This window comes from Streptomyces sp. TOM-9 (assembly GCF_056858595.1).
Genome location: NZ_JBXEQB010000001.1, coordinates 6,392,270 through 6,413,975 on the forward strand (window position 1 = coordinate 6,392,270; position 21,706 = coordinate 6,413,975).

The 21,706-nt window shown below is 72.1% G+C and carries 15 protein-coding genes; 9 read left to right on the forward strand and 6 right to left on the reverse strand.

Going from position 1 to position 21,706, the window contains the following annotated elements; translation table 11 throughout:
- Positions 1–45 precede the first annotated feature (45 nt).
- The 5 genes from AC1VWI_RS29890 to glgX all read right to left on the reverse strand — a co-directional run bounded on the left by AC1VWI_RS29890 (position 46) and on the right by glgX (position 10,062).
- Positions 46–2,421: a M4 family metallopeptidase gene (locus AC1VWI_RS29890; protein ID WP_499514096.1), complete on the reverse strand. Its 2,376-nt coding sequence runs from the start codon at positions 2,419–2,421 to the stop codon at positions 46–48.
- Positions 2,422–2,760: 339 nt separating this feature from the next.
- Positions 2,761–4,656: an ABC transporter ATP-binding protein gene (locus AC1VWI_RS29895; protein WP_499514097.1), complete on the reverse strand. Its 1,896-nt coding sequence runs from the start codon at positions 4,654–4,656 to the stop codon at positions 2,761–2,763.
- Complete coding sequence (locus AC1VWI_RS29900; protein ID WP_499514098.1) at positions 4,653–6,497, reverse strand: ABC transporter ATP-binding protein; 1,845 nt, start codon at positions 6,495–6,497, stop codon at positions 4,653–4,655. Before AC1VWI_RS29900 ends, AC1VWI_RS29895 begins: the two co-directional genes overlap by 4 nt.
- A gap of 34 nt (positions 6,498–6,531) precedes the next feature.
- Positions 6,532–7,731 carry an MFS transporter gene (locus tag AC1VWI_RS29905; RefSeq protein ID WP_499516953.1) on the reverse strand — a complete coding sequence of 400 codons (1,200 nt, stop codon included), beginning with the start codon at positions 7,729–7,731 and terminating at the stop codon, positions 6,532–6,534.
- Positions 7,732–7,866: 135 nt separating this feature from the next.
- Positions 7,867–10,062, reverse strand: coding sequence for a glycogen debranching protein GlgX (gene glgX / locus AC1VWI_RS29910; RefSeq protein WP_499516954.1), 2,196 nt, complete (start codon positions 10,060–10,062; stop codon positions 7,867–7,869).
- Positions 10,063–10,396: 334 nt separating this feature from the next.
- On the opposite strand from glgX, the gene AC1VWI_RS29915 reads away from it, so the two are divergent.
- The 5 genes from AC1VWI_RS29915 (at position 10,397) to AC1VWI_RS29935 (ending at position 15,684) form a co-directional block, all read left to right on the forward strand.
- Positions 10,397–11,548 carry a L,D-transpeptidase gene (locus tag AC1VWI_RS29915; RefSeq protein ID WP_499516955.1) on the forward strand — a complete coding sequence of 384 codons (1,152 nt, stop codon included), beginning with the start codon at positions 10,397–10,399 and terminating at the stop codon, positions 11,546–11,548.
- Positions 11,549–11,750: 202 nt separating this feature from the next.
- Complete coding sequence (locus AC1VWI_RS29920; protein WP_499516956.1) at positions 11,751–12,929, forward strand: L,D-transpeptidase; 1,179 nt, start codon at positions 11,751–11,753, stop codon at positions 12,927–12,929.
- Between the two features lie 58 nt (positions 12,930–12,987).
- Positions 12,988–13,755 carry an enoyl-CoA hydratase/isomerase family protein gene (locus tag AC1VWI_RS29925; protein WP_499514099.1) on the forward strand — a complete coding sequence of 256 codons (768 nt, stop codon included), beginning with the start codon at positions 12,988–12,990 and terminating at the stop codon, positions 13,753–13,755.
- Between the two features lie 254 nt (positions 13,756–14,009).
- On the forward strand, positions 14,010–14,507 hold the full coding sequence (locus AC1VWI_RS29930) for an ATP-binding protein (RefSeq protein WP_499514100.1): 498 nt from the start codon (positions 14,010–14,012) through the stop codon (positions 14,505–14,507).
- A gap of 289 nt (positions 14,508–14,796) precedes the next feature.
- Positions 14,797–15,684 carry a scabin-related ADP-ribosyltransferase gene (locus AC1VWI_RS29935; protein ID WP_499514101.1) on the forward strand — a complete coding sequence of 296 codons (888 nt, stop codon included), beginning with the start codon at positions 14,797–14,799 and terminating at the stop codon, positions 15,682–15,684.
- Between the two features lie 132 nt (positions 15,685–15,816).
- Here AC1VWI_RS29935 and AC1VWI_RS29940 read toward each other — a convergent pair whose 3' ends face one another.
- Entirely contained in the window at positions 15,817–17,454 is a 1,638-nt protein-coding gene (locus tag AC1VWI_RS29940; RefSeq protein WP_499514102.1) for an FAD-dependent oxidoreductase, read from the reverse strand.
- A gap of 140 nt (positions 17,455–17,594) precedes the next feature.
- Here AC1VWI_RS29940 and AC1VWI_RS29945 point away from each other — a divergent pair, with 140 nt between their 5' ends.
- The 4 genes from AC1VWI_RS29945 (at position 17,595) to AC1VWI_RS29960 (ending at position 21,701) form a co-directional block, all read left to right on the forward strand.
- The gene (locus AC1VWI_RS29945; protein ID WP_499514103.1) at positions 17,595–18,701 is read left to right on the forward strand and encodes a SchA/CurD-like domain-containing protein; all 1,107 of its coding nucleotides are present in this window, start codon (positions 17,595–17,597) and stop codon (positions 18,699–18,701) included.
- A gap of 80 nt (positions 18,702–18,781) precedes the next feature.
- The gene (locus AC1VWI_RS29950; protein WP_499514104.1) at positions 18,782–19,219 is read left to right on the forward strand and encodes a cupin domain-containing protein; all 438 of its coding nucleotides are present in this window, start codon (positions 18,782–18,784) and stop codon (positions 19,217–19,219) included.
- Positions 19,216–20,484: a beta-ketoacyl-[acyl-carrier-protein] synthase family protein gene (locus AC1VWI_RS29955; RefSeq protein WP_499514105.1), complete on the forward strand. Its 1,269-nt coding sequence runs from the start codon at positions 19,216–19,218 to the stop codon at positions 20,482–20,484. The genes AC1VWI_RS29950 and AC1VWI_RS29955 overlap by 4 nt, the downstream gene beginning before the upstream one ends.
- Positions 20,481–21,701 (forward strand): ketosynthase chain-length factor, encoded by a 1,221-nt coding sequence (locus AC1VWI_RS29960; RefSeq protein WP_499514106.1) that lies wholly within the window; start codon positions 20,481–20,483, stop codon positions 21,699–21,701. The genes AC1VWI_RS29955 and AC1VWI_RS29960 overlap by 4 nt, the downstream gene beginning before the upstream one ends.
- Positions 21,702–21,706: the final 5 nt, after the last annotated feature.

A 21,706-nucleotide genomic window follows, 5' to 3' on the forward strand; every position in this document is an offset into this window, starting at 1 on the left:
ACGTCCACGCAAGCGGGCCCGGCGTGTGCGGTCAGCCGACGGGGGTCAGCTGCTGGTGTTCACCGCGGTGTCGTCGACCACGAAGCTCGTCTGCAGCGAGGAGTCCTCGGTGCCGGTGAACTTCAGGGTGACGGTGGAGCCGGCGAAGGAGTTCAGGCTGAAGGACTTCTGGGTGTAGCCCGAGGCCTTGTTGAGGTTGGAGTAGGTGGCCAGGGTGGTCGACCCGGCCGTGACGGTCAGCTTGTCGTACTGGGTGCTGGTGGTCGTCTCGGCGGAGTCGATGTGCAGCCAGAAGGTGAAGGTCGCCTTGCAGCCGGCCGGGATCGTCACCGACTGGGTGAGCGTGTCGGTGTGCGTCGAGCCGTAGCCGTCCAGCCACGCCTTGTACGAACCGCCGTGGGCGGCCTGGCTGCTGGAGTTGGTGATCACACCGCTGGTGGCCGTCCAGGAGGCGCTGCCGGACTCGAACCCGGGGTTGCCGAGCAGCTGGCTGGAGGCGCAGCTACCGGGGGTGGTGACGGTCCAGGTGAAGGAGGCGGTGCCGGTCTTGGACGCGGAGTCGGTGACCGTGACCGTGGTGTTGTACGTGCCCGCGGCGGACGGGGTGCCGGAGATCAGGCCCGTGGAGGCGTTGATCGACAGACCGGAGGGCAGGCCGCTGGCCGCGTAGCTCAGCGCGCCGCTGTTGGTGCTGCTGGCCTGGATCTGCAGGCTGGCGGCGGTGCCGACGGTGCTGCTCTGGTTGCCCGGGTTGGTGACCGTGACGCCCGAGACGGGCGCGTGGCTGCCGACACCGATGCCCGCGAAGGCGTTCTGCACGCCCGCGTACTGGGCGGATCCGGCGCCGTACAGGGCCGTCGCGGCGTTCAGGGCGGCGGTGCGGGCGGCCGCGTAGTTGGTGCTGCTCGTCATGTACGTGCTCAGCGCCTTGTACCAGATCTGCAGCGCGGCGGCACGGCCGATGCCGGCGACGGCGATGCCGTCGGCGGTCGGGCTGTTGTAGCTGACCCCGTTGATGACCTTGGCGCCGCTGCCCTCGGAGAGCAGGTAGAACATGTGGTTCGCCGGGCCCGAGGAGTAGTGGACGTCCAGGTTGCCGATGCCGGAGTACCAGTTGTCGGGCGACGTGCCGTCGCGGGACGGCTTGTCCTGGTAGCGCAGCGGGGTGCCGTCGCCGTTGATGTTGATCTCTTCACCGATGAGGTAGTCACCGATGTCGTTGCTGTTGTTGGCGTAGAACTCGACGCCCGTGCCGAAGATGTCGGAGGTCGCCTCGTTCAGGCCGCCGGACTCGCCCGAGTAGGTGAGGTTCGCGGTGGCGGAGGTGACGCCGTGGCTCATCTCGTGGCCCGCGACGTCCAGCGAGGTCAGCGCGTGGGTGTTGCCCGAGCCGTCGCCGTAGGTCATGCAGAAGCAGCTGTCGTCCCAGAAGGCGTTGACGTAGCCGCTGCTGTAGTGGACCCGCGAGTACGCGGCGACACCGTCGTTGCGGATGCCGCTGCGGCCGAAGGTGTTCTTGTAGAAGTCCCAGGTCGTCTGGGCGCCGTAGGCGGCGTCGGCGCCCGCGGTCTGGGTGTTGGAGCCGGTGCCGTCGCCCCAGACGTCGTCGGCGTCGGTGAACAGCGTCCCGGTGCCGGAGGTGCCGCGGTTGAGGTTGTACGTCTTGTGGCCGCCGCGGGTCGTGTCGTACAGCTGGTACGTCGAGCCGGACAGCGTCGTGGTCAGCGACACCTGGCCGCTGTACTGGGTGTTGCCGGTGCCGGTCTTGATGTCCTGGTACCGGTAGAGCTCCTTGCCGGTCACGGCGTCGGTGACGACGTGCAGCCGGCTCGGGGTGCCGTCGTCCTGCAGGCCGCTCACCACGGTCTCCCAGGCGAGCTTCGGCGTGCCCTGGCCGGCCCAGATCACCTTGCGGGCGTCGTCGGCCGCGGGCGCCTGGGCCTTCAGCGTCTTGGCGGTCTTCAGCGCGGCGGTCGTCGCGGCGGACTCGGCGACCTTCGGCGTCGTCGAGGCGACCGTGATCCTCTGGTTCGTGTTGAACGTCGTGCCGACCGTTCCGGTGCCCTTGGCGGGCGCGTGCACCACGAGGTCGCCGCCGAGCACCGGGAGCCCGGCGTAGGTGCGCTCGTAGCGGGTGTGCAGCGTGCCGTCGGCGTCCTTGACGACGTCCTTGACGACCAGCTTCTCCTTGCTGCCCAGACCCAGCGACTGCGCCGTGACGGCGGTGCGGTCGCTCGCGCTCTTGATGAGCGCGGTGCGCTGGGCGGGGGTGAGCTTCGCCTCGAGGGCTCCGGTGCGGAGCTGGCTCGTGTGGGGGGCGGCGTTCGCCGTGGCGGAGGTGGCCGGTATGCCGACGGCGATGAACGCGGCGGTGGCGACCACACTGGCGGCCGCGACTGCCTTGCGGGGGGATCGTCTCACTCGGACTCCTACTGCGTCGGCCGCGGTTGGCGGCCGGGGACAGCCGGGCAGACGGGGTGTGCTGCCCGGGCGGAACTAGCCGTGCGGGTGGGACGTGCGGAGTTCGGCCGGTGCGTCAGCACGAAGCGGTGCGGTGTGTGGGCGTACTGACGGCCGACGGGGGGAAGAGTGCCACTGTTCACGGCTTGGTGTCATGTACGTGGCGAGAAGTTGGCCGAATTCGTCCTTTGAGGGGGACGTCGGGTTCGCATTCCGGACAGGGAGGGGCGAAGCGTGCCGGAAAGAAGCCGGGGCGTGCGGGGCCGGCCGGCCCCGCACGCCCCGGAAGGTGCCGGTGGCTCAGACGAGGCTGTCGCGCCAGGCCTGGTGCAGATCGGCGAAGCGGCCCGCGCCGGAGACGAGTTCGGCCGGGGTGCCGTCCTCCACGACGCGGCCCTGGTCCATCACCAGCACCCGGTCCGCGATCTCCACCGTCGACAACCGGTGGGCGATGATCACGGCGGTGCGGCCGCGCAGCACCTCGCGCATCGCCTGCTGCACCGCGCGCTCGCCCGGTACGTCCAGCGAGGAGGTCGCCTCGTCCAGGATGAGCACGGCCGGGTCGGCGAGCAGGGCGCGGGCGAAGGCCACCAACTGGCGCTGGCCCGCCGAGATGCGGCCGCCGCGCTTGCGGACGTCGGTGTCGTAGCCCTCGGGCAGCGCCGCGATGAAGTCATGGGCGCCGATCGCCCTGGCCGCGTCCTCGATCTCCTCACGGGTGGCCTCCGGGCGGCCGATGGAGATGTTCTCGGCGACCGTGCCGGAGAAGAGGAACGCCTCCTGGGTCACCATCACCACCCCGCGGCGCAGCTCCGGCAGGGCCAGCTCGCGCAGGTCCACCCCGTCCAGGGTGACCCGGCCGTCGGTCGGGTCGTAGAACCGGGCCAGCAGCTTGGCCAGCGTCGACTTGCCCGCGCCGGTGGCGCCGACCACCGCGACCGTCTGCCCGGCGGGCAGCCGCAGGTCGAAGCGGGGCAGCACCTCGCCGCCCGTGCGGTAGGCGAAGCGGACCCCCTCGAAGACGACCTCGCGGCCCGGGATGTCCGCCGGCGTGGCAGGCAGCGCCCGCGGTGTCTGCGGCTCGGGCACCGTCGGCCGCTGGGCCAGCAGCCCGGCGATCTTCTCCAGCGAGGCGGCCGCCGACTGGTAGGAGTTGAGGAACATGCCGAGCGGGTCGATCGGCGCGTACAGCCGCCGCAGGTAGAGCACGAAGGCGGCGAGCACGCCCAGCGCGAGCGAGCCGGAGGCGACGCGGTACGCGCCCCACAGCACCACCAGCGCCACCGAGGTGTTGGCGATCAGCCAGGAACTCACGGTGAAGCGGCCCATCTCCAGGATCGCGTCACCGTTGGCCTGCCGGTGGGCGGCGTTGAGCTCGTCGAAGGCCTCGTCGTTCGCCTTCTCGCGGCGGAAGGCCTGTACGGGCCGGATGCCGTTCATCGTCTCGGTGAAGCGCACGATGACGGAGGCGATCGCCGCGGAACGGCGTGTGTAGACCGTGGCCGACCGGCGCCGGAAGATCCGGACGGTCACCACCAGCGGCACCGCGGTGGCGAGCGCGAACAGGCCGAGCCCCCAGTCCAGCCACAGCAGGACGGCCGAGATGTAGAGCACCGACAGCCCGACGTTCAGCAGCTCCTGGAGGCCCTCGGTCAGCAGCTCCCGGATCGACTCCACGTCGGAGGTGGCGCGGGCGATGATCCGGCCCGAGGTGTAGCGCTCGTGGAAGTCCAGGCCGAGCGCCTGGGCGTGCCGGAAGATCCGGCCGCGCAGGTCGACCAGCACGTCCTGGCAGACCCGGCCGGCCTGCCGGACGAACGTCCGCTGCAGGAGACCGCCGGCGACGGCGCAGCCGATGTAGCCGACGGCGACCGCGATCAGCGGGCCGTGGCCGTCGCGGCGCAGCGCCGGGATGGCCCGGTCGATGGCCACCGCGACGATGAGCGGGCCCGCCTGCACGGCCGCCTGCTGCAGCAGCAGCACCACGGCCGCCAGCCACACGCGCCGCCGGTGCGGCCCGACCAGTTCCCGCAGCAGGGCGCGTGACGCCCCCTCGGGCGCCGGGAGCCGGTCCCGGTCGAAGAGGTCGTCCTCCCGGGCTTGCCGGGCCTCCCGGGCCTCCTCGGTCTCCCGGTGCCCCGCCGGTTCCCCGTCGGCCGACTGCTCGGCAGGCTGCGACTCCGCGACGGAGGTCATCGGGTGCTGCTCCCTTCGAATTGCGGACGGTCCGGCGCGGCGGGCGCGCTCCCGTCCTGGCCGGACATCAGGCGGCGGTAGACCGCGGAGGAGGACAGGAGCTCCTGGTGGGTGCCGACCGCGGTGACCCGGCCCTCCGACAGCAGCGCCACCCGGTCGGCGAGCATCACCGTGGAGGGGCGGTGGGCGACCACCAGCGCCGTCGTGGTGGCCAGCACCTGGCGCAGGGCCGCCTCGACGAGGGCCTCGGTGTGCACGTCGAGGGCGGACAGGGGGTCGTCCAGCACCAGGAAGCGGGGGCGGCCGACGACCGCGCGGGCCAGCGCGAGCCGCTGCCGCTGACCGCCGGACAGGCTCAGGCCCTGCTCTCCCACCTGGGTGTCCACACCCTGCGGCAGCTTGTGGACGAAGTCGCACTGGGCGATCTCCAGCGCCCGCAGCAGGTCCGTCTCGCCCGCGTCGGGAGCGCCCATCAGCACGTTCTCCCGCACGCTGGCGGAGAACAGGGTCGGTTCCTCGAAGGCCGTCGCGACCAGGGAGCGCAGCGCGGACCGGGTGAGCTGCGCGGCGTCGGTGCCGTCCAGCGTGATGCGGCCGCCGGTCGGCTCGTACAGCCGCGGGATGAGCGAGGTCAGGCTCGTCTTGCCGCTGCCCGTCGCGCCGACCAGCGCCACGGTCTCGCCGCTGCGGATGTGCAGGTCGATCCCGGTGAGCAGGTCGGGGCTGCCCTCGGGGGCGTCGGGGTAGCGGAAGCGCAGGGCGTGGAAGCGGATGCCGTCGGCGGGCCGCCCGCCCTCGCCGCCGACCGGGCCGGTCCCCGTCCCCGAGCCGGTCTCCGGCGGGACCTCGGTGTCCAGGACCTCGAAGACGCGGTCGGCGGCGGTGGCCGCCTCGTTGCTGAAGGAGAGCAGCCAGCCCAGCGACTCCACCGGCCAGCGCAGCGCGAGCGCCGTGGACAGGAAGGCGACCAGCGTGCCCGCCGACAGGTCGCCGTCGGCGACCTGCACCGCGCCCAGGACCAGCGCCGCGCCCAGCGCCACGTCCGGCAGCGCGGTGATCACCATCCACAGGTCCGCCAGCAGCCCGGCCTTGCGCAGCTCGGTGCCGCGCAGCTCGCGCGACTGCCGGCGGAAGGCGTCGGCCTGGCTGCGGTGCCGGCCGAAGGCCTTGATGATGCGGATGCCGAGCACCGACTCCTCGACCAGCGTGGTCAGGTCGCCGACCTGGTCCTGCGCGGTGCGGGAGGCGACCTGGTAGCGCGCCTCGAAGTACGAGCAGAGGATCACCAGCGGCACGACCGGGCCCAGCAGGATCAGCCCCAGCGACCAGCGCTGCACGAACAGGATGCCGAAGCCCGCCGCGATGGTGGCCGTGTTGACCGCCAGGAAGACCATCGGGAAGGTCAGGAACATCCGCAGGATCTGCAGGTCGTTCGTGGCCCGTGAGAGCAGCTGGCCCGAGCCCCACCGGTCGTGGAAGGACACCGGCAGGCGCTGCAGCCTCCGGTACAGCTCGGCCCGCATCCCGGCCTCCAGCGCGGCCATGGGGCGCGCCACCAGCCAGCGCCGTACGCCGAAGAGCCCGGCCTCCAGGAGACCGAGCAGCAGCACCAGCCCGCCGCCGAGCCACACCCCGGACGGCTCGTGGTCGGCGACCGGGCCGTCCACGATCCACTTCAGGACCAGCGGGATCAGCAGCGCCAGGCACGACGCGACCACGGCCACGCCCGCGGAACCGAACAGCCGGTGGCTGATCGGCTTCACGTACGGCCACAGGCGCAGCAGTGAGCGCACGGCGGATCGGGAACGTTCGGGCTCGGGTTGGTTGGTCGACTCAGGCATCGTTTCAGAGACTACGTGCGACCACCGACAACGCTCATCCGGATTTTCGGCCGAGGTCGCGCACGGCGGGCACCGCCAGCAGCGCCACGCACACCAGCAGGGTCACCGCACCACCGGCCACCAGCACCGGGCGCGCCCCGAAGACACCCGCCGCCGGCCCCGCGAGGGCCTGCCCGACGGGCAGCATGGCGACCGAGCCGGCGACCTCGTAGGCGTGGATGCGGTTGAGGATCTCGCCGGGCACCTGGGTCTGGACGCTGGTGGCCCACATCACGCTCCAGAACGCCCAGGCCGTCCCGGCGACCAGCACCGCCGCCGCGATCGCCGGCACCGGCAGCCCGGCGCCGACCGCGGCCGGGTAGAGCGCGAAGCCGAACAGCGCCACGGCCCCGCCCCGCAGCGGCCGGGCCGGCCGCAGCCGTATCGCCAGCAGCCCGCCGAGCGCGGTGCCCGCCCCCAGGGCGGAGGAGACCAGGCCGTACGCCTTCGGGCCGTGCGCTGGCAGGATCTCGCCGGCCGCCAGCGGGGTGACCGGGCCCATGACGAGGATCATGAAGCCCATCCAGATGACGATCACCGACCACATCCAGGTACGGGCCCGGAACTCCCGCCACCCCTCGACCAGGTCGGCCCGGAAGCTGCTGCGCCGGGCGGCGTCCCGCGGCTCCCGCGCGGTCCGGGCCGGCAGCCGGAGCAGCAGCAGGCAGACGGCGCTCACCGCGTACGTGGCGGCGTGCGCGGCGAACACCCCGCCCGCCGAGGTGAAGGCCACCAGCACGCCGGCGAGCGCCGGGCCGGCCAGCGCCATCAGGGACTCGGCGGTGCGGACCACCCCGTTGGCCTCCTGGACGTCCCGTGCCACCTGGGGCACCGTGCTGGCCACCCCCGGCTGGAACATGGCGCCCGCCACGCCGTTGACGGCGCCGATCAGGCAGATCTGCCAGAGCACGACGTGCCCCGAGAAGAAGAGCCAGGCGGCCAGGGACTGCGTGCCGACCCGCACCAGGTCGGCGCCGATCATCAGGCCGCGGGCGCTGAACCGGTCGGCGAACACGCCGCCGAGGACGACCAGCCCGGCGAAGCAGGCGGTGAAGGAGGCCATGGCGTAGCCGATGTCGCCCGCGCCGTAGCCGTGCTGGAGCAGCCCGGCCGACAGGGCGACGGGCAGCATCGAGTCGCCGAGCATGGCGACGCTGCGGGCGGTGAAGTACAGGCTGAACCCCCGTGACCACAGGCGGTCCCGGGGGGTGGCCGGCAGGGCGCGGCCGGAGGCGCACGGCGGCGATGGCGGAGGTGCGGAGGTCACGGACGACCAGTGTGGACTGGACCAATTGGCCGAGTCCACACCTTTGCCGCCGCGTCTCGTCCCTCAGACGGCGCGCAGCAGCAGCACCGTCCTCCCCGGCACGGTCAGCGCCTTCCCGCCGCGGTGCCGGCTGCCCGGTGCTTCCGTCTGGTCCTCGCGCGAGGTGTCGAGCAGCAACTCGTACTCCCTGGCCCACGGCCCGCCCGGCAGCGTGAAGCGGACCGGGCGGTGCGAGGCGTGGAAGACCGCCAGGAAGCTGTCGTCGGTGACCGGGCGGCCGCGCGCGTCGCGGTGCGGGATGTCGGCGCCCGACAGGTACATCCCGAGCGTGGACGTGGGGCTGTACCAGTCGCCGTCGGTCATCTCCCGGCCCTGCGCGGTGAACCAGGCCAGGTCCCGCAGGCCCTCGGCGGACTGCGGCCGGCCGGAGAAGAAGGCCCTCCTGCGCAGCACGGGGTGAGCGCGGCGCAAGGCGATCAGCCGGGCCGTCAGCTCGCGCAGCGAGGCCCAGTCAGGATCCTGCGGCAGCGACCAGTCCAGCCAGCTGATCTCGTTGTCCTGGCAGTACGCGTTGTTGTTGCCGCCCTGGGTGCGGCCCGTCTCGTCACCGGCCACCAGCATCGGCACGCCGGTCGACAGCAGCAGCGTCGAGAGCATGTTGCGCAGCTGACGGCGGCGCAGCCCGCCCACGGCCGGGTCGTCGGTCTCGCCCTCGTGCCCGCAGTTCCAGGCGCGGTTGTCGTTGGTGCCGTCGCGGTTGTCCTCGCCGTTGGCCTCGTTGTGCTTGCGCTCGTAGCTCACCAGGTCGCGCAGGGTGAAGCCGTCGTGCGCGGTGATGAAGTTGACCGAGGCGTACGGACGGCGCCCGCCCCAGGCGTACAGGTCGCTGGAGCCGGACAGCCGGTAGCCCAGGTCGCGCACGTCGTGCTGGGTGCCGCGCCAGAAGTCCCGGACGGTGTCGCGGTAGCGGTCGTTCCACTCCGTCCACAGCGGCGGGAAGGCGCCGACCTGGTAGCCGCCGGAGCCGACGTCCCAGGGCTCGGCGATGAGCTTGACCCGGCGCAGCACCGGGTCCTGGGCGATGACGGCGAGGAAGGGGGAGAGCATGTCGACGTCGTGCATCGACCGGGCGAGCGCCGCGGCGAGGTCGAAGCGGAAGCCGTCGACGCCCATCTCGGTCACCCAGTAGCGAAGGGAGTCGGTGATCAGCCGGAGCACCTGGGGCTGGACGACGTGGAGGGTGTTGCCGCAGCCGGTGTAGTCGGCGTAGCGGCGCGCGTCGCCCGGCAGCCGGTAGTAGCCGCGGTTGTCGATGCCGCGCAGGGAGAGGGTGGGCCCGAACTCGCTCCCCTCGGCGGTGTGGTTGTAGACGACGTCGAGGATCACCTCCAGCCCCGCGTCGTGCAGGGCGCGCACCATCCGCTTGAACTCGCCCACCTGCTGTCCGCGGGTGCCGGTGGCGGCGTAGCCGGCGTGCGGGGCGAAGTAGCCGATCGAGTTGTAGCCCCAGTAGTTGCGCAGGCCCCGGCGCAGCAGGTGGTCCTCGTGCGCGAACTGGTGCACCGGCAGCAGTTCGACGGCCGTCACGCCGAGGCCGGTGAGGTACTCGATCGCCGCCGGGTGCGCCAGCCCGGCGTAGGTGCCGCGCAGTTCGAGCGGGATGCCGGGGTGGCGCATGGTGAAGCCGCGGACGTGCAGCTCGTAGATGACCGAGTCGGCCCAGGGCGTCTTGGGCCTGCGGTCGTCCGTCCAGGGGTCGTCGTCATCCACCACGACGCCCTTGGGCACGTACGGGGCCGAGTCGCGGTTGTCCCGCACGGTGTCGGCGACCTCCTGCTCCGGCCAGTCGCGGACGTGGCCGTACACCTCGGGGGGCAGTGTGAAGTCGCCGTCGACCGCCCGCGCGTACGGGTCCAGCAGCAGCTTGGCCGGGTTCCAGCGGGCACCGGTCCACGGGTCCCAGCGGCCGCCGACCCGGTAGCCGTACCGGTGGCCGGGCAGGACCCCGGGCACGAAGCCGTGCCAGATCTCGTGGGTCAGCTCGGTCAGCGGGACCCGGGTCTCGGTCCCCTCGTCGTCGAACAGGCACAGCTCCACCGACTCGGCGCCGCCCGCCCACAGGGCGAAGTTGGTGCCCGGGCGTCCGTCGGGGCCGGTGTGGAAGCGCGCCCCCAGCGGCTGCGGGCTGCCCGGCCACACCAGGGTGTCCCCGGCCCCGGCGGGCCCCGGCACGGCCGGCGCGGTCTCCGGGCGCGGCAGCGGCACGGCCACGGGGGCGGTCCGGTGGCCGTTCGGGCGCAGCTTTCCGGCCCGGTCGACCGATTCGTCCTCGCGCGTCTCCGACACGTGCTCGCCTCCTGCGGCTCGGGGGACGCCGGACCCGGCCGGCGCCGGCCGTGCCCGTGCGCGGCGCGGTGTCCCTCCGCGCGCGCGTCGCGCCCTCCCGCTTTACCTTCCCGTTCACCCTGCGGCGTCACACGCGTGATCGATCGGACGCGCCGCAGACGTTTCCCCGGGGCCGTCCGGTCGTTGACCGAGCGTGACGACTGCGGTGCGGCGCGCTCTGCGCGCGGGGGCGGGGCTTGCCACCGCCATGTGGCTGGCGGGGATGCTGACGGCGTGCGGGCTCGGGTTCGGGCCGGCGGACAGCGGTGCGGTGGCCGACGACACCCCGAAGGTGTCCGAGGCGAGGATCAGGATCACTCCGGGGGACGGCGCCCGTGACGTGGAGGCGGACGACCCGCTGACGGTCGAGGCCGAGGACGGCCTGCTCACCTCCGTGCACGTCGAGGACGGGGAGGGGGAGGTGGTCGAGGGCGTGTTCACCGCCGACCGCTCCCGCTGGCACGCCCGGTCCAGGCTGTCGCTGTCGGAGAAGTACACGGTGGACGCCGTCGCCGAGGACACGGGGGGCCGGCGGGCCGCCAAGCACGCGGTGTTCACCACCCTCGTCCCCAAGAACACCCTCATCGGCTACTTCACCCCCGAGGACGGGCAGACCGTCGGCACGGGCATGATCGTCTCCCTGGACTTCAACCGGCCGGTCACCGACCGCGCCGCCGTCGAGCGCGCCGTCCGCGTCGCCTCCTCGCCCGCCGTCGAGATCGCCCCGCACTGGTTCGGCGACCGGCGCCTGGACTTCCGCCCCCGCGAGCGCTGGGTCCCCGGCACGAAGGTGACGCTCTCGCTGCGGCTGCTCGACGTCGAGACCGGCCCCGGGGTCTACGGGGTGCAGTCCAAGGACGTCACCTTCGACATCGGCCGGGACCAGACCAGCACCGTCGACGCCGCCGCGCACACCCTGACGGTGCGCCGCGGCGGGCAGGTCACGCGCGTCCTGCCGATCTCGGCGGGCGCCCCGTCCAACCCGACGTACAACGGCGCGATGGTCATCTCCGAGAAGCTCCGGCTGACCCGGATGAACGGGGACACGGTGGGCTTCGGCGGCGAGTACGACATCCCCGACGTCCCGCACGCCATGCGGCTGACCCGCTCCGGCACCTTCGTGCACGGCAGTTACTGGGCCACCCCCGGCACCTTCGGCGCGGCCAACACCAGCCACGGCTGCGTCGGCCTGCTCGACGTGAAGGGCGGCGGGACGGCCACCCCGGCGGCCTGGTTCTTCGCGCACTCGCTCGTCGGCGACCTCGTCACCGTCGTCAACTCCCACGACCGCACCGTCGCTCCCGACAACGGCCTGGGCGGCTGGAACATGGCCTGGGAGCAGTGGGCGGCCGGCGGCTGAGGCCGGGCCCCGCGACTGGGACGGAACGGTGACAATACCGGGATCCACAACACCGGTTCCGTGTGGTTCTCTAAGCGCTAGGTGAGGGGGACTCACCCTTGGGCCACGGGGCCACGGGCCGGTTTTGGGGAGACGTGAGTTGAAGGCGATACAGGGCGCGCCGGGCGCAAGGCGGACCACCTTGGCCCTCGCGGTGGGGGCGATGCTGCTCCTGGTCAGCGCGTGCGGGGGCAGCGCCAGCGGCGACAGCAAGGACGGGGACAAGGCCAGGCCCGGTGCCTCGGCCTCACAGGGCGGCAAGGGGGACACGACCGAGTCGCAGGCCGTCGTGACCATCGCGCCCGAGGACGGGGCCGACGAGGTGGCCACGACGGGGGACCTCAAGGTCACCGCCGGCAAGGGCAAGCTGACCTCGGTCGTGGTCAAGAGCGGCAAGGGCGACCCGGTCGAGGGCAAGATATCCGCCGACGGCAGCAGTTGGGAGCCGACCGAGACGCTCGGCACCTCCACCGAGTACTCGGTGGACGCGATAGCCAAGGACGGTGCGGGCCGCGAGTCGGCCAAGCACGCGAGCTTCACCACGGTCACCCCGAAGGACACCTTCATCGGCTTCTTCACCCCCGAGGACGGCCAGACGGTCGGCGTCGGCATGCCGGTCTCGCTCAAGTTCAACCGGGCGATCACCGACAAGAAGGCGGTCCAGGACGCGATCGAGGTGACCGCGAACCCCTCGGTCCCCGTCGTCGGCCACTGGTACGGCGACCAGCGCGTCGACTTCCGTCCCGAGAAGTACTGGGCCAAGGGCACCAAGATCACGCTCTCCCTGCGGCTGAACGGGGTCGAGGGCGCGAAGGGCGTCTACGGCACCCAGTCCAAGGACGTGCACTACACCATCGGCCGCAGCCAGGTCAGCATCGTCGACGCCGCCAAGCACACGATGAAGGTCTACCGCGACGGCAGCCTGCTGAAGACCATCCCGATCACCTCGGGCGGGCCCGGCACGACGACCTACAACGGCAAGATGGTCATCACCGAGCGGTACAAGGTGACGCGCATGAACGGCGACACCGTGGGCTTCGGCGGTGAGTACGACATCAAGGACGTGCCCAACGCCCAGCGCCTGACCACCTCGGGCACCTTCATCCACGGCAACTACTGGGCCTCGCCCGGCACCTTCGGCAACGCCAACGTCAGCCACGGCTGCGTGGGCCTGCGGGACGTGCGCGGCGGCAGCGGCGACACCCCGTCCTCGTGGTTCTACAACAACTCGATGATCGGTGACGTCGTGCAGGTCAAGAACTCCCACGACAAGACCGTGCAGTGGTGGAACGGGCTCAACGGCTGGAACCTGCCGTGGAGCCAGTGGACCCCCGCCTCCTGACGCGCCCCGTGAGGCACGTCGCAGCGTAAACGGGCGTTCACGGATACCCTCGTCGGCCATGACAGTTAATCTCGAGGTCGACGAGGGTGTCGGCACCATCCGCCTGGACCGCCCCCCGATGAACGCCCTGGACGTCGCGACCCAGGACCGGCTCCGCGAAGTGGCGGAGGAGGCCTCCCGGCGCGAGGACGTACGGGCCGTCGTGATCTGGGGCGGCGAGAAGGTGTTCGCGGCGGGCGCGGACATCAAGGAAATGCAGGTCATGGATTACGAGGCCATGGCCGTGCGGTCCCGCGCACTGCAGGATTCCTTCACGGCGGTCGCCCGGATCCCCAAGCCGGTGGTGGCCGCCGTGACCGGTTACGCCCTCGGCGGCGGCTGCGAACTCGCGCTCTGCGCCGACATCCGGGTCGCAGCGGAGGACGCCAAGCTCGGCCAGCCGGAGATCCTGCTCGGCCTCATCCCCGGCGCGGGCGGCACGCAGCGGCTGTCGCGCCTGGTGGGTCCCGCCAAGGCGAAGGACCTCATCTTCACCGGCCGCATGGTCAAGGCCGACGAGGCGCTCACCATCGGCCTGGTGGACAAGGTGGTCCCGGCCGGGCAGGTGTACGCCGAGGCCCGCGCCTGGGCCGAGCGGCTGGCCCGGGGGCCGGCGCTGGCGCTGCGCGCCGCCAAGGAGGCCGTGGACGCCGGTCTCGAGACCGATCTGGAGACCGGCCTCACCATCGAACGGAACCTGTTCGCAGGGCTGTTCGCGACCGAGGACCGTACGACGGGCATGCGCAGCTTCGTCGAGGAGGGTCCGGGCAAGGCGAAGTTCCGCTAGACCCAACCCGGTTGAGTGACAGCCGGTGCCCGTCGGGTCGCCTTAAGCCGACCTTAAGAGGACCTTAAGGCGACCTGCGCCGGATTCGTCGGCCGTTCCTCTCCGATGCCCCCTTCGCGCAGGTGGGAGGGGTCGTGTGAGATCCATCATTGCCCTTGACATATGCCGGTACGGCAACTCGGAATGACGCGTTCCGCCCCGTCAATTCCCCCGATCCGCCCCGAACCGCCGTCGCGTACGGCCATCATGAGAGCATGGCGGGGCAGCAGGGAGCATCTGAGCAGCCGCAGCGGGTAACGGTCCCGGCGGCGGGGTGGCCGCCCACGGCGGTCGACGATCTGGCGGCGACGTCCCTCGATCTGTTGGGGAATCCCTCCGTGGACGAGGTGCGGCTCTCCTCGCGCCCGGAGTCCGCGGCCACGGCCCGGCGGCTGAGCCGTTCGGTGCTCCGGCTCTGGGGTCTGCCCCAGTTCAACGACGTCGTCGAGTTACTCGTCTCCGAACTCGTCGGCAATGCCGTGCGTCACACCGGGGCCCGTACCTTCGGCCTGCGCATGCTGCGCCGCCGCGGCTGGATCCGGGTGGAGGTACGCGACCCCTCGCGGGCGCTGCCCTGCCTGATGCCGGTGCGCGAGATGGACGTGAGCGGGCGGGGCCTCTTCCTGATCGACAAGCTCGCCGACCGCTGGGGGGTGGATCTGCTGCCACGCGGCAAGACCACCTGGTTCGAAATGCGGGTCATGGACCGCTGAACGCCAAATGAACAGCAAACCTGCGTTTACAAGGTCAGTGTCCCACCTCACTCCCACATCGCGAGGTTTCGGCTGCGATGTCTCGTATAGTTGTGGAGCAACGACCCCCATGACCCGGGCTCGGTCGTCCCATGGCGTCGTGGATCACACCCCCTGGCTCCACGACGAATCGAGAGGCCCCAGCAGCGTCGCACAACGATGCGCAGGGGCCTCTTTCGTCTTCCGGCGGGACACGCCGACAAGGGTGACCATTCCGGCGACCGGGCGATACCGGGGTGATCGTGGGCATATGATCGCACTGCGCACGCTGCGCCGGCTCTGCGCCGCCGCCCTTTCGCTGGGGGTGCTCGCACTCCCCGTCTGCACGGCCTCCGCGGCCGTCGCCCCGGGTCTTCCACGCGACCCGGCCGTCCCCGAATGGTGCCCCGTCGTTCCCGACCGGCTCTACGCCGCCGCGGACACCAGCGTCGACCTCGACCGGATCAGGCCCGACGAGCCGACCTGGCGCTCCAACTGCAACGCCCTCTTCCACGGCGACGACCGCCCGCCGGAGACCGTCTTCAAGGACGGCCTGCGTCCCGAGGACGTGGGCGACGGCGAGTACGACCTGCAGGCCTACGCCCGCCGCGAGCAACCCTCGCCGTTCGTGGCCACCACCTACGACCGCGAGGCCCTCAGGCAGCACACGGCCGCCTACCACTACTACATCGACGCCCCCGGGGGCATCGAGCTCGACGAGACCCTCGGTACCCGTGAACTGCGCTCGGCCCGTACCGGCGTGGTCTTCCCCGGGGGCATCGCCCGCCAGTTCCTCGTGAAGGCCTGCCCGGTGGACAAGGCCACCAAGGCCGAGCTCACGGCCCGGTGCGTGGTCAACCCCGCGTACTCGCCGTGGCGCGGCTGGCCGGCCCCCGACTGGACGGGGGTGAAGGAGCCCGCGGCCCCCGCGGCCCCCTCTTCCCCCTCCGCGCCTCCCGCCGCCCCGTCGGCGCCTCCGGCAGCCAAGCCGGGTGCGTCACCGGCCGGTCGGCCCTCCGTGCCTCCGGCAGCCAAGCCCGGTGCGTCACCGGCGGTCCGTCCGTCCGCACCGCCCGCCGTCCAGCAGGGGACACCGCCCGCCGCCCAGCCGGGCGCGCCACGGTCCTCGGTGGAGGGCGGGGACGGCCCGGTGGGCTGAGGGAGCCCTTCCCGCCGTGCGGTGCGGGGGAGACGTCGAACCCCGGCGGCGGCGCCCCGGGCCGAGGGCGCCGGCGAACGGGAACGGCGGCCACCGGCGCTCGCGTGAGCGTGGTGGCCGCCGTTCGTACGGTCAGCCGAGCCGCAGCACCGAGGTGAGGACCTCGTCCAGCGTCGCCGCGGGGTCCTCGACGGCCTCGCGGCTCCGCCAGGCGACGAAGCCGTCCGGGCGGACCAGGATCGCGCCGCTCGGCGTCATGCCGTGCACCGCGGTCCAGTCCGTGCCCGCCTCGGGCACCAGGTCGGCCTGCGTGGACTCGCCGAGCCGGTACGCCTGCAGCGGCACCCCGAGGCGCTCCGCGACCGTGCGGGCCGCGTCGTGCCAGGCCGTGCCCTTCGGCCCGTCGCCGGTGAGCAGCACCATGGAGCGCTCGTACAGGTCCAGCGTGGAGCGGCGCTCGCCCTCCCGGGTGGTCACCCACACGTGCGGGGAACGGCCACCGGGTTCGGCGACCGGCCGGAAGTCCTCGGGGACGACCGGCCGCCCCGGGTCCGCGCCCAGGAACGCGCCCTCGGGGTAGCGGTAGCCCAGCGCGACCACCAGGACCCCCTTCTGTGGCCCGCCGCCGGCCGGCGGCGCGTAGCCCGGGTGGGCGTGCTCGGCGGAACGGGCGGAGGCCCGCTCGCTGGTGGCCACCGCGACCGGGCGGCGCTCGGCCTCGTACGTCTCCAGCAGCTCCGGCCCGGCCCAGCCGCCGGTCACCGCGGCGAGCTTCCACGCCAGGTTGTGGGCGTCCTGGATGCCGGTGTTGGAGCCGAAGGCGCCGGTGGGCGACATCTCGTGGCACGAGTCGCCGGCGAGCAGCACCCGCCCGCGCCCGTAGGAGTCCGCGACCCGCTCCGCGGCCCGCCAGGGGGCCCGGCCGGTGATCTCGATCTCCAGGTCCGGCACGCCCACCGCGGTGCGGATGTGCGCGGCCAGCCGCTGGTCGGTGAAGTCCTCCGGCGACTCGCCCCGCTCGGGGTGCCAGGGCGCGTGGAAGACCCAGTTCTCCTGGTTGTCGACCGGCAGCAGCACGCCGTCGGCGTCCGGATTGGTCAGGTAGCACGCGATGAAGTAGCGGTCGCCCACCGCGTCGGCCAGCCGCTTGGCGCGGAAGGTCGCGCTGATGTTGGCGAAGAGGTCGCCGCGTCCGGTGTGACCGATGCCCAGTGCGCTGCGCACCGGGCTGCGCGGACCGTCGGCCGCGACCAGGTAGTCGGTCCTGACGGTGCTGCGGTCGCCGGTCTCCCGGTCCATCAGCTCGCAGGTGACGCCGTCGTCGTCCTGGGTGAACGACACCAGCTCGGTGCTGAAGCGCAGGTCGCCGCCGAGCGTGCGGGCGTAGTCCAGGAGCACCGGCTCCAGGTCGTTCTGGCTGCACAGGCACCAGCCGCTGGGGCTGATGCCGGACAGCCGGCCGCCCGGGTCGATCTCCCGGAACAGCCATTCGGCGTTGTCCGAGGTCAGTGAGTCGGCCTGCAGGATGCCGTGGTTGTCGGCGAGTACGGAGGCGGCCCGCCGGATCAGCGGCTCGGCCCCGGCGGTACGGAACAGCTCCATGGTCCGCAGGTTGTTGCCGCGGCCACGGGGGTGGATGGAGGTACCCGGGTGCTTCTCGACGAGGACGTGCCGGACGCCGAGCCGGCCCAGGAAGACTGAGCTGGAGAGCCCGACGAGGGAGCCCCCCACGATGAGGACCGGAACCCGGTCTTCGGCCTGTGGAGTCATAGCTCCCTTGATGCCCGATTACCGGGGGTATTTTCGCCCGTCACCCAATTGGATCACATATCTCGCACCGGTTGGGCCACCACAGCACGATCGTTGGACGACGGACCTCGGGGGTTGCTCGCTCTCGGAAGAGGTGGAATATGCCGGCCCAGGCCGAAAAGGTCTCGCAGTCCGCGCTCGATGGCAATCGCCTGCGCGTCGTCCTCATGCTTGATGTTGAAGACGACGCCGAGCAGCGGTTTCTTGACGCGTATGACCAGATGTGCCGCCACGTCGCTGCCGTGCCCGGACACGTCAGCGACCAGCTTTGCCAGTCGATCGAAAATCCCTCGCAATGGCTGATCACCAGTGAGTGGGAGAGTGCGCTGCACTTCCTCGCCTGGGTGGACAGCCCGACCCATCTGGAGATGGTGCAGCCGATGCACGGCTGCGTGAAGGACACCCGCTCGCTCCGCTTCGGGGTGCTGCGGGAGACCCGTACCTCCTACGAGTCCGGTCGCATGCAGACCGTGCCGAGGGTCGGGGACGGGATCATCCGCCACGCCATCACCTTCACCGTGAAGCCCGGCAGCGAACAGCAGGTGGCGGACATCCTGTCCGGCTACACCTCGCCGCAGGCCGTGGTCGACGAGAACACGCGGCTGCGCCGCACCTCGCTGTTCATGCACGGCAACCGCGTCGTGCGCGCCGTGGAGGTGGAGGGCGACCTGGCCAGGGCACTGCGCCATGTCGCCCGCCAGCCCGAGGTGCGGGCGGTCGAGGAAGCCATCAACCCCTACCTGGAGGTGGACCGGGATCTCAACGACCCGGGCTCGGCACGGGAGTTCTTCGCCCGCGCCGCGCTCCCGGCCGTGCACCACGTCGCCAAGGGCACCGACCGGCCGGAGGGCCTGAGCCGCCACGCCCTGATCTACCCGGCCAAGGCGGGCTCCGGCCAGGCCGTCGCCAAGATGCTCGCCCAGCAGGACGAGGAGGCCGTGGACGTCCGCAAGGGGCCGCTCGCGCGCAGCACCGTCTTCCTGCGCGAGAGCGAGGACATCGTGGTGCGCCTGGTCGACCTGCGGGTCCCGGTCGAGGAGGCCTCGCTCATCGCCGTGGGTGCCGCCGGCAAGCACAAGGCCGGCGTCCTCGCCCGGCTGCTCGACCTCGGTCCCGACTGGGACCTCGCGGACGAGCAGGGCCTGAAGCGGTTCCTCGTCGAATACGACATGCGCATGGTCACCGACCGCAGCGCGGCCACGTCCTGACCCGTACGAGCCATCGGCAGCCGGCAGGTACCGGCCGGCCCGGGGTGCGCCCCGGGCCGGCCCCGCCGGAGGAGGCAAGCATGGATGATCTTCTGACCAACGAACGGAACGTCCCGTTCACGCCGACCATCGTGAACCTGGGGGACACCCCGCACAACCGCCGTCGCGGCGGCGACCTGCGGGCGATGCTCACCCCGACCGCGTGCGGCGCCACCAGCGGCTTCATGGGCGTCGCGCTCGTGGAGCCCGGTGACCGGATCGGCGAGCACTACCACCCGTACTCGGAGGAGTTCGTGTACGTGGTGTGCGGTGCGCTTGAGGTGGACCTCGACGGGGAGCCGTACGTGCTCCGCCCGGAGCAGGGCCTGATGATCCCGCCGTACGTCCGCCACCGTTTCCGCAACGTCGGCGACACCGAGGCCCGGCTTGTCTTCCACCTCGGTCCGCTCGCTCCGCGCCCGGAGCTGGGCCATGTCGACACCGAGCCCACCGAGCAGACCGAGGACGCGGCGTCATGACCCGCCGGGTGGCGGTCACCGGGGCCGGTGTCGTCGCCCCCGGCGGTGTCGGGGTCCCCGCTTTCTGGGAACTGCTCACCGCCGGCCGGACGGCGACCCGCGGGATCACGCTCTTCGACCCGACGGGCTTCCGGTCCCGCATCGCCGCTGAGGTCGACTTCGACGCGGCGGCCTGCGGGCTGAGCCCGCGGGACCTGGAACGCGCCGACCGGTACGTCCAGTTCGCGCTCGTCGCGGCCGCCGAGGCGGTCCGCGACGCCGGGCTGGAACTGGACGAGGAGGACCCCTGGCGGGTCGGGGTCTCCCTCGGCACCGCCGTCGGAGGCACCACCCGGCTGGAACACGACTACATACGCGTCAGTGAACGTGGCACCCGCTGGGACGTCGACCACCGGCAGGCGGGTGCGCACCTGCACCGGGCGTTCGCGCCCAGCGCGCTCGCCTCGGAGATAGCCGAACGGCACGGCGCCCGCGGTCCCGTGCAGACCGTCTCCACGGGCTGCACCTCCGGCCTGGACGCCGTGGGCTACGCGTTCCAGACCATCGAGGAGGGACGCGCCGACATCATCATCGCCGGTGCGTCGGACTCCCCGATCTCACCCATCACGGTGGCCTGCTTCGACGCCATCAAGGCCACCTCCCCCAACAACGACGACCCGGCCCACGCCTCCCGTCCCTTCGACGCCCGCCGCGACGGGTTCGTCATGGGCGAGGGCGGCGCCGTGCTGATCCTGGAGGAACTGGAGCACGCCAAGGCCCGCGGTGCCCGGATCTACTGCGAGATCGGTGGCTACGCCACGTACGGCAACGCCTACCACATGACCGGGCTCACCACCGACGGCCTGGAGATGTCCGAGGCCATCGACCAGGCACTGGACCACGCCAGGATCGACCCGTCGGACGTCGACTACGTCAACGCGCACGGCTCGGGCACCAAGCAGAACGACCGCCACGAGACCGCGGCGGTGAAGCGCTCGCTGGGCGCGCATGCCTACTCCACGCCCATGAGCTCCATCAAGTCCATGGTCGGCCACTCCCTGGGTGCGATCGGCGCGATCGAACTGGCCGCCTGCACCCTGGCCCTCGCCCACGGCGTGGTGCCGCCGACCGCCAACTACGAGACCCCGGACCCGGAGTGCGACCTGGACTACGTCCCGCGCACCGCCCGTGAGCTGAAGCTGCGCACCGTGCTGTCGGTCGGCAGCGGATTCGGCGGGTTCCAGTCCGCGGTCGTCCTCAACCGACCGGAGGGGAGCCAGCGATGAACACGCAAGCGGTGGTCACCGGCATCGGCGTCGTCGCGCCGAACGGCATCGGAGCCGACGCCTTCTGGAAGGCGACCAGGGAAGGTGTCGCCGTCCTCGACGCGGTCACCCGCGAGGGATGCCGGGACCTGCCGCTTCGGGTCGCGGGGGAGGTCCGCGGCTTCGAGGTGTCGGCGGTCGTCGAGGACCGCTACACCGTGCAGACCGACCGGTTCACCCACTTCGCGATGGCGGCCGCCGACCAGGCCATCGCCGACTCGGGCCTGCGCTTCGACGAGGAGTCACCCTTCGACATCGGAGTGGTGACGGCGGCCTGTTCCGGCGGTGGCGAGTTCGGCCAGCGCGAACTGCAGCACCTGTGGGGCAAGGGGCCGAACTTCGTCGGCCCGTACCAGTCCATCGCGTGGTTCTACGCGGCGAGCACCGGTCAGATCTCGATCCGCGGCGGCTTCAAGGGCCCCTGCGGCGTGGTGGCCAGCGACGAAGCCGGTGGTCTCGACGCCATCTCCCACGCCTGCCGCAACATCACCCGTGGCAACGGCACCCGGGCCGTCGTCGTCGGCGCCGCCGAGGCGCCGCTGGCGCCGTACTCGGGTGTCTGCCAGCTCGGATACGAAGAACTCAGCCTGGAGGAGGATCCCGAACGGGCCTATCTGCCCTTCACCCGGCACGCCCGCGGTTTCGCCCCCGCCGAGGGCGGCGCGATGCTCGTGGTCGAGGACCCCGAGCACGCCGCCGGACGCGGGGCCGAGGTGCAGGCCGTCATCGCGGGGCACGGTGCCACCTTCACCGGGGCCTCGCGCTGGGCGGAGTCCCGTGAGGGACTGGCCCGCGCCATCCGCGACGCCCTCGCGGAAGCCGGGTGCGCACCCGGGGACATCGATGTCGTCTTCGCCGACGCACTCGGCACCCCGGAGGCCGACCGCGCCGAGGCGCTGGCCCTGGCCGACGTGTTCGGCAAGCGCGCCCGGAAGATTCCCGTGACCGCCCCCAAGACCGGCACCGGCCGCGCCTACTGCGGCGCCCCGGTGCTCGACGTGGCCGCAGCCGTGTTCGCCCTGCGGCACGCAGTCGTGCCCCCCACCCCCAACATCACCGACACCTGCCACGACCTCGACCTGGTCATCGGCCGGCCCCGGCCGGCGGAACTGCGGACCGCGCTGGTGCTCAGCCGCGGCCTCATGGGTTCCAACTCGGCCCTGGTCGTCCGGGCGTAGCGCAG

Bases quoted from the DNA above. Each gene is read 5' to 3' on its own strand.
- AC1VWI_RS29925 (WP_499514099.1), top strand. From the start codon at position 12,988: ATGACAGTTAATCTCGAGGTCGACGAGGGTGTCGGCACCATCCGCCTG.
- AC1VWI_RS29930 (WP_499514100.1), top strand. From the start codon at position 14,010: ATGGCGGGGCAGCAGGGAGCATCTGAGCAGCCGCAGCGGGTAACGGTC.
- AC1VWI_RS29920 (WP_499516956.1), top strand. From the start codon at position 11,751: ATGCTGCTCCTGGTCAGCGCGTGCGGGGGCAGCGCCAGCGGCGACAGC.
- AC1VWI_RS29895 (WP_499514097.1), bottom strand. From the start codon at position 4,656: ATGACCTCCGTCGCGGAGTCGCAGCCTGCCGAGCAGTCGGCCGACGGG.
- AC1VWI_RS29940 (WP_499514102.1), bottom strand. From the start codon at position 17,454: ATGACTCCACAGGCCGAAGACCGGGTTCCGGTCCTCATCGTGGGGGGC.
- AC1VWI_RS29935 (WP_499514101.1), top strand. From the start codon at position 14,797: ATGATCGCACTGCGCACGCTGCGCCGGCTCTGCGCCGCCGCCCTTTCG.
- AC1VWI_RS29960 (WP_499514106.1), top strand. From the start codon at position 20,481: ATGAACACGCAAGCGGTGGTCACCGGCATCGGCGTCGTCGCGCCGAAC.
- AC1VWI_RS29900 (WP_499514098.1), bottom strand. From the start codon at position 6,497: ATGCCTGAGTCGACCAACCAACCCGAGCCCGAACGTTCCCGATCCGCC.
- AC1VWI_RS29915 (WP_499516955.1), top strand. From the start codon at position 10,397: ATGTGGCTGGCGGGGATGCTGACGGCGTGCGGGCTCGGGTTCGGGCCG.
- AC1VWI_RS29950 (WP_499514104.1), top strand. From the start codon at position 18,782: ATGGATGATCTTCTGACCAACGAACGGAACGTCCCGTTCACGCCGACC.
- AC1VWI_RS29955 (WP_499514105.1), top strand. From the start codon at position 19,216: ATGACCCGCCGGGTGGCGGTCACCGGGGCCGGTGTCGTCGCCCCCGGC.
- AC1VWI_RS29945 (WP_499514103.1), top strand. From the start codon at position 17,595: ATGCCGGCCCAGGCCGAAAAGGTCTCGCAGTCCGCGCTCGATGGCAAT.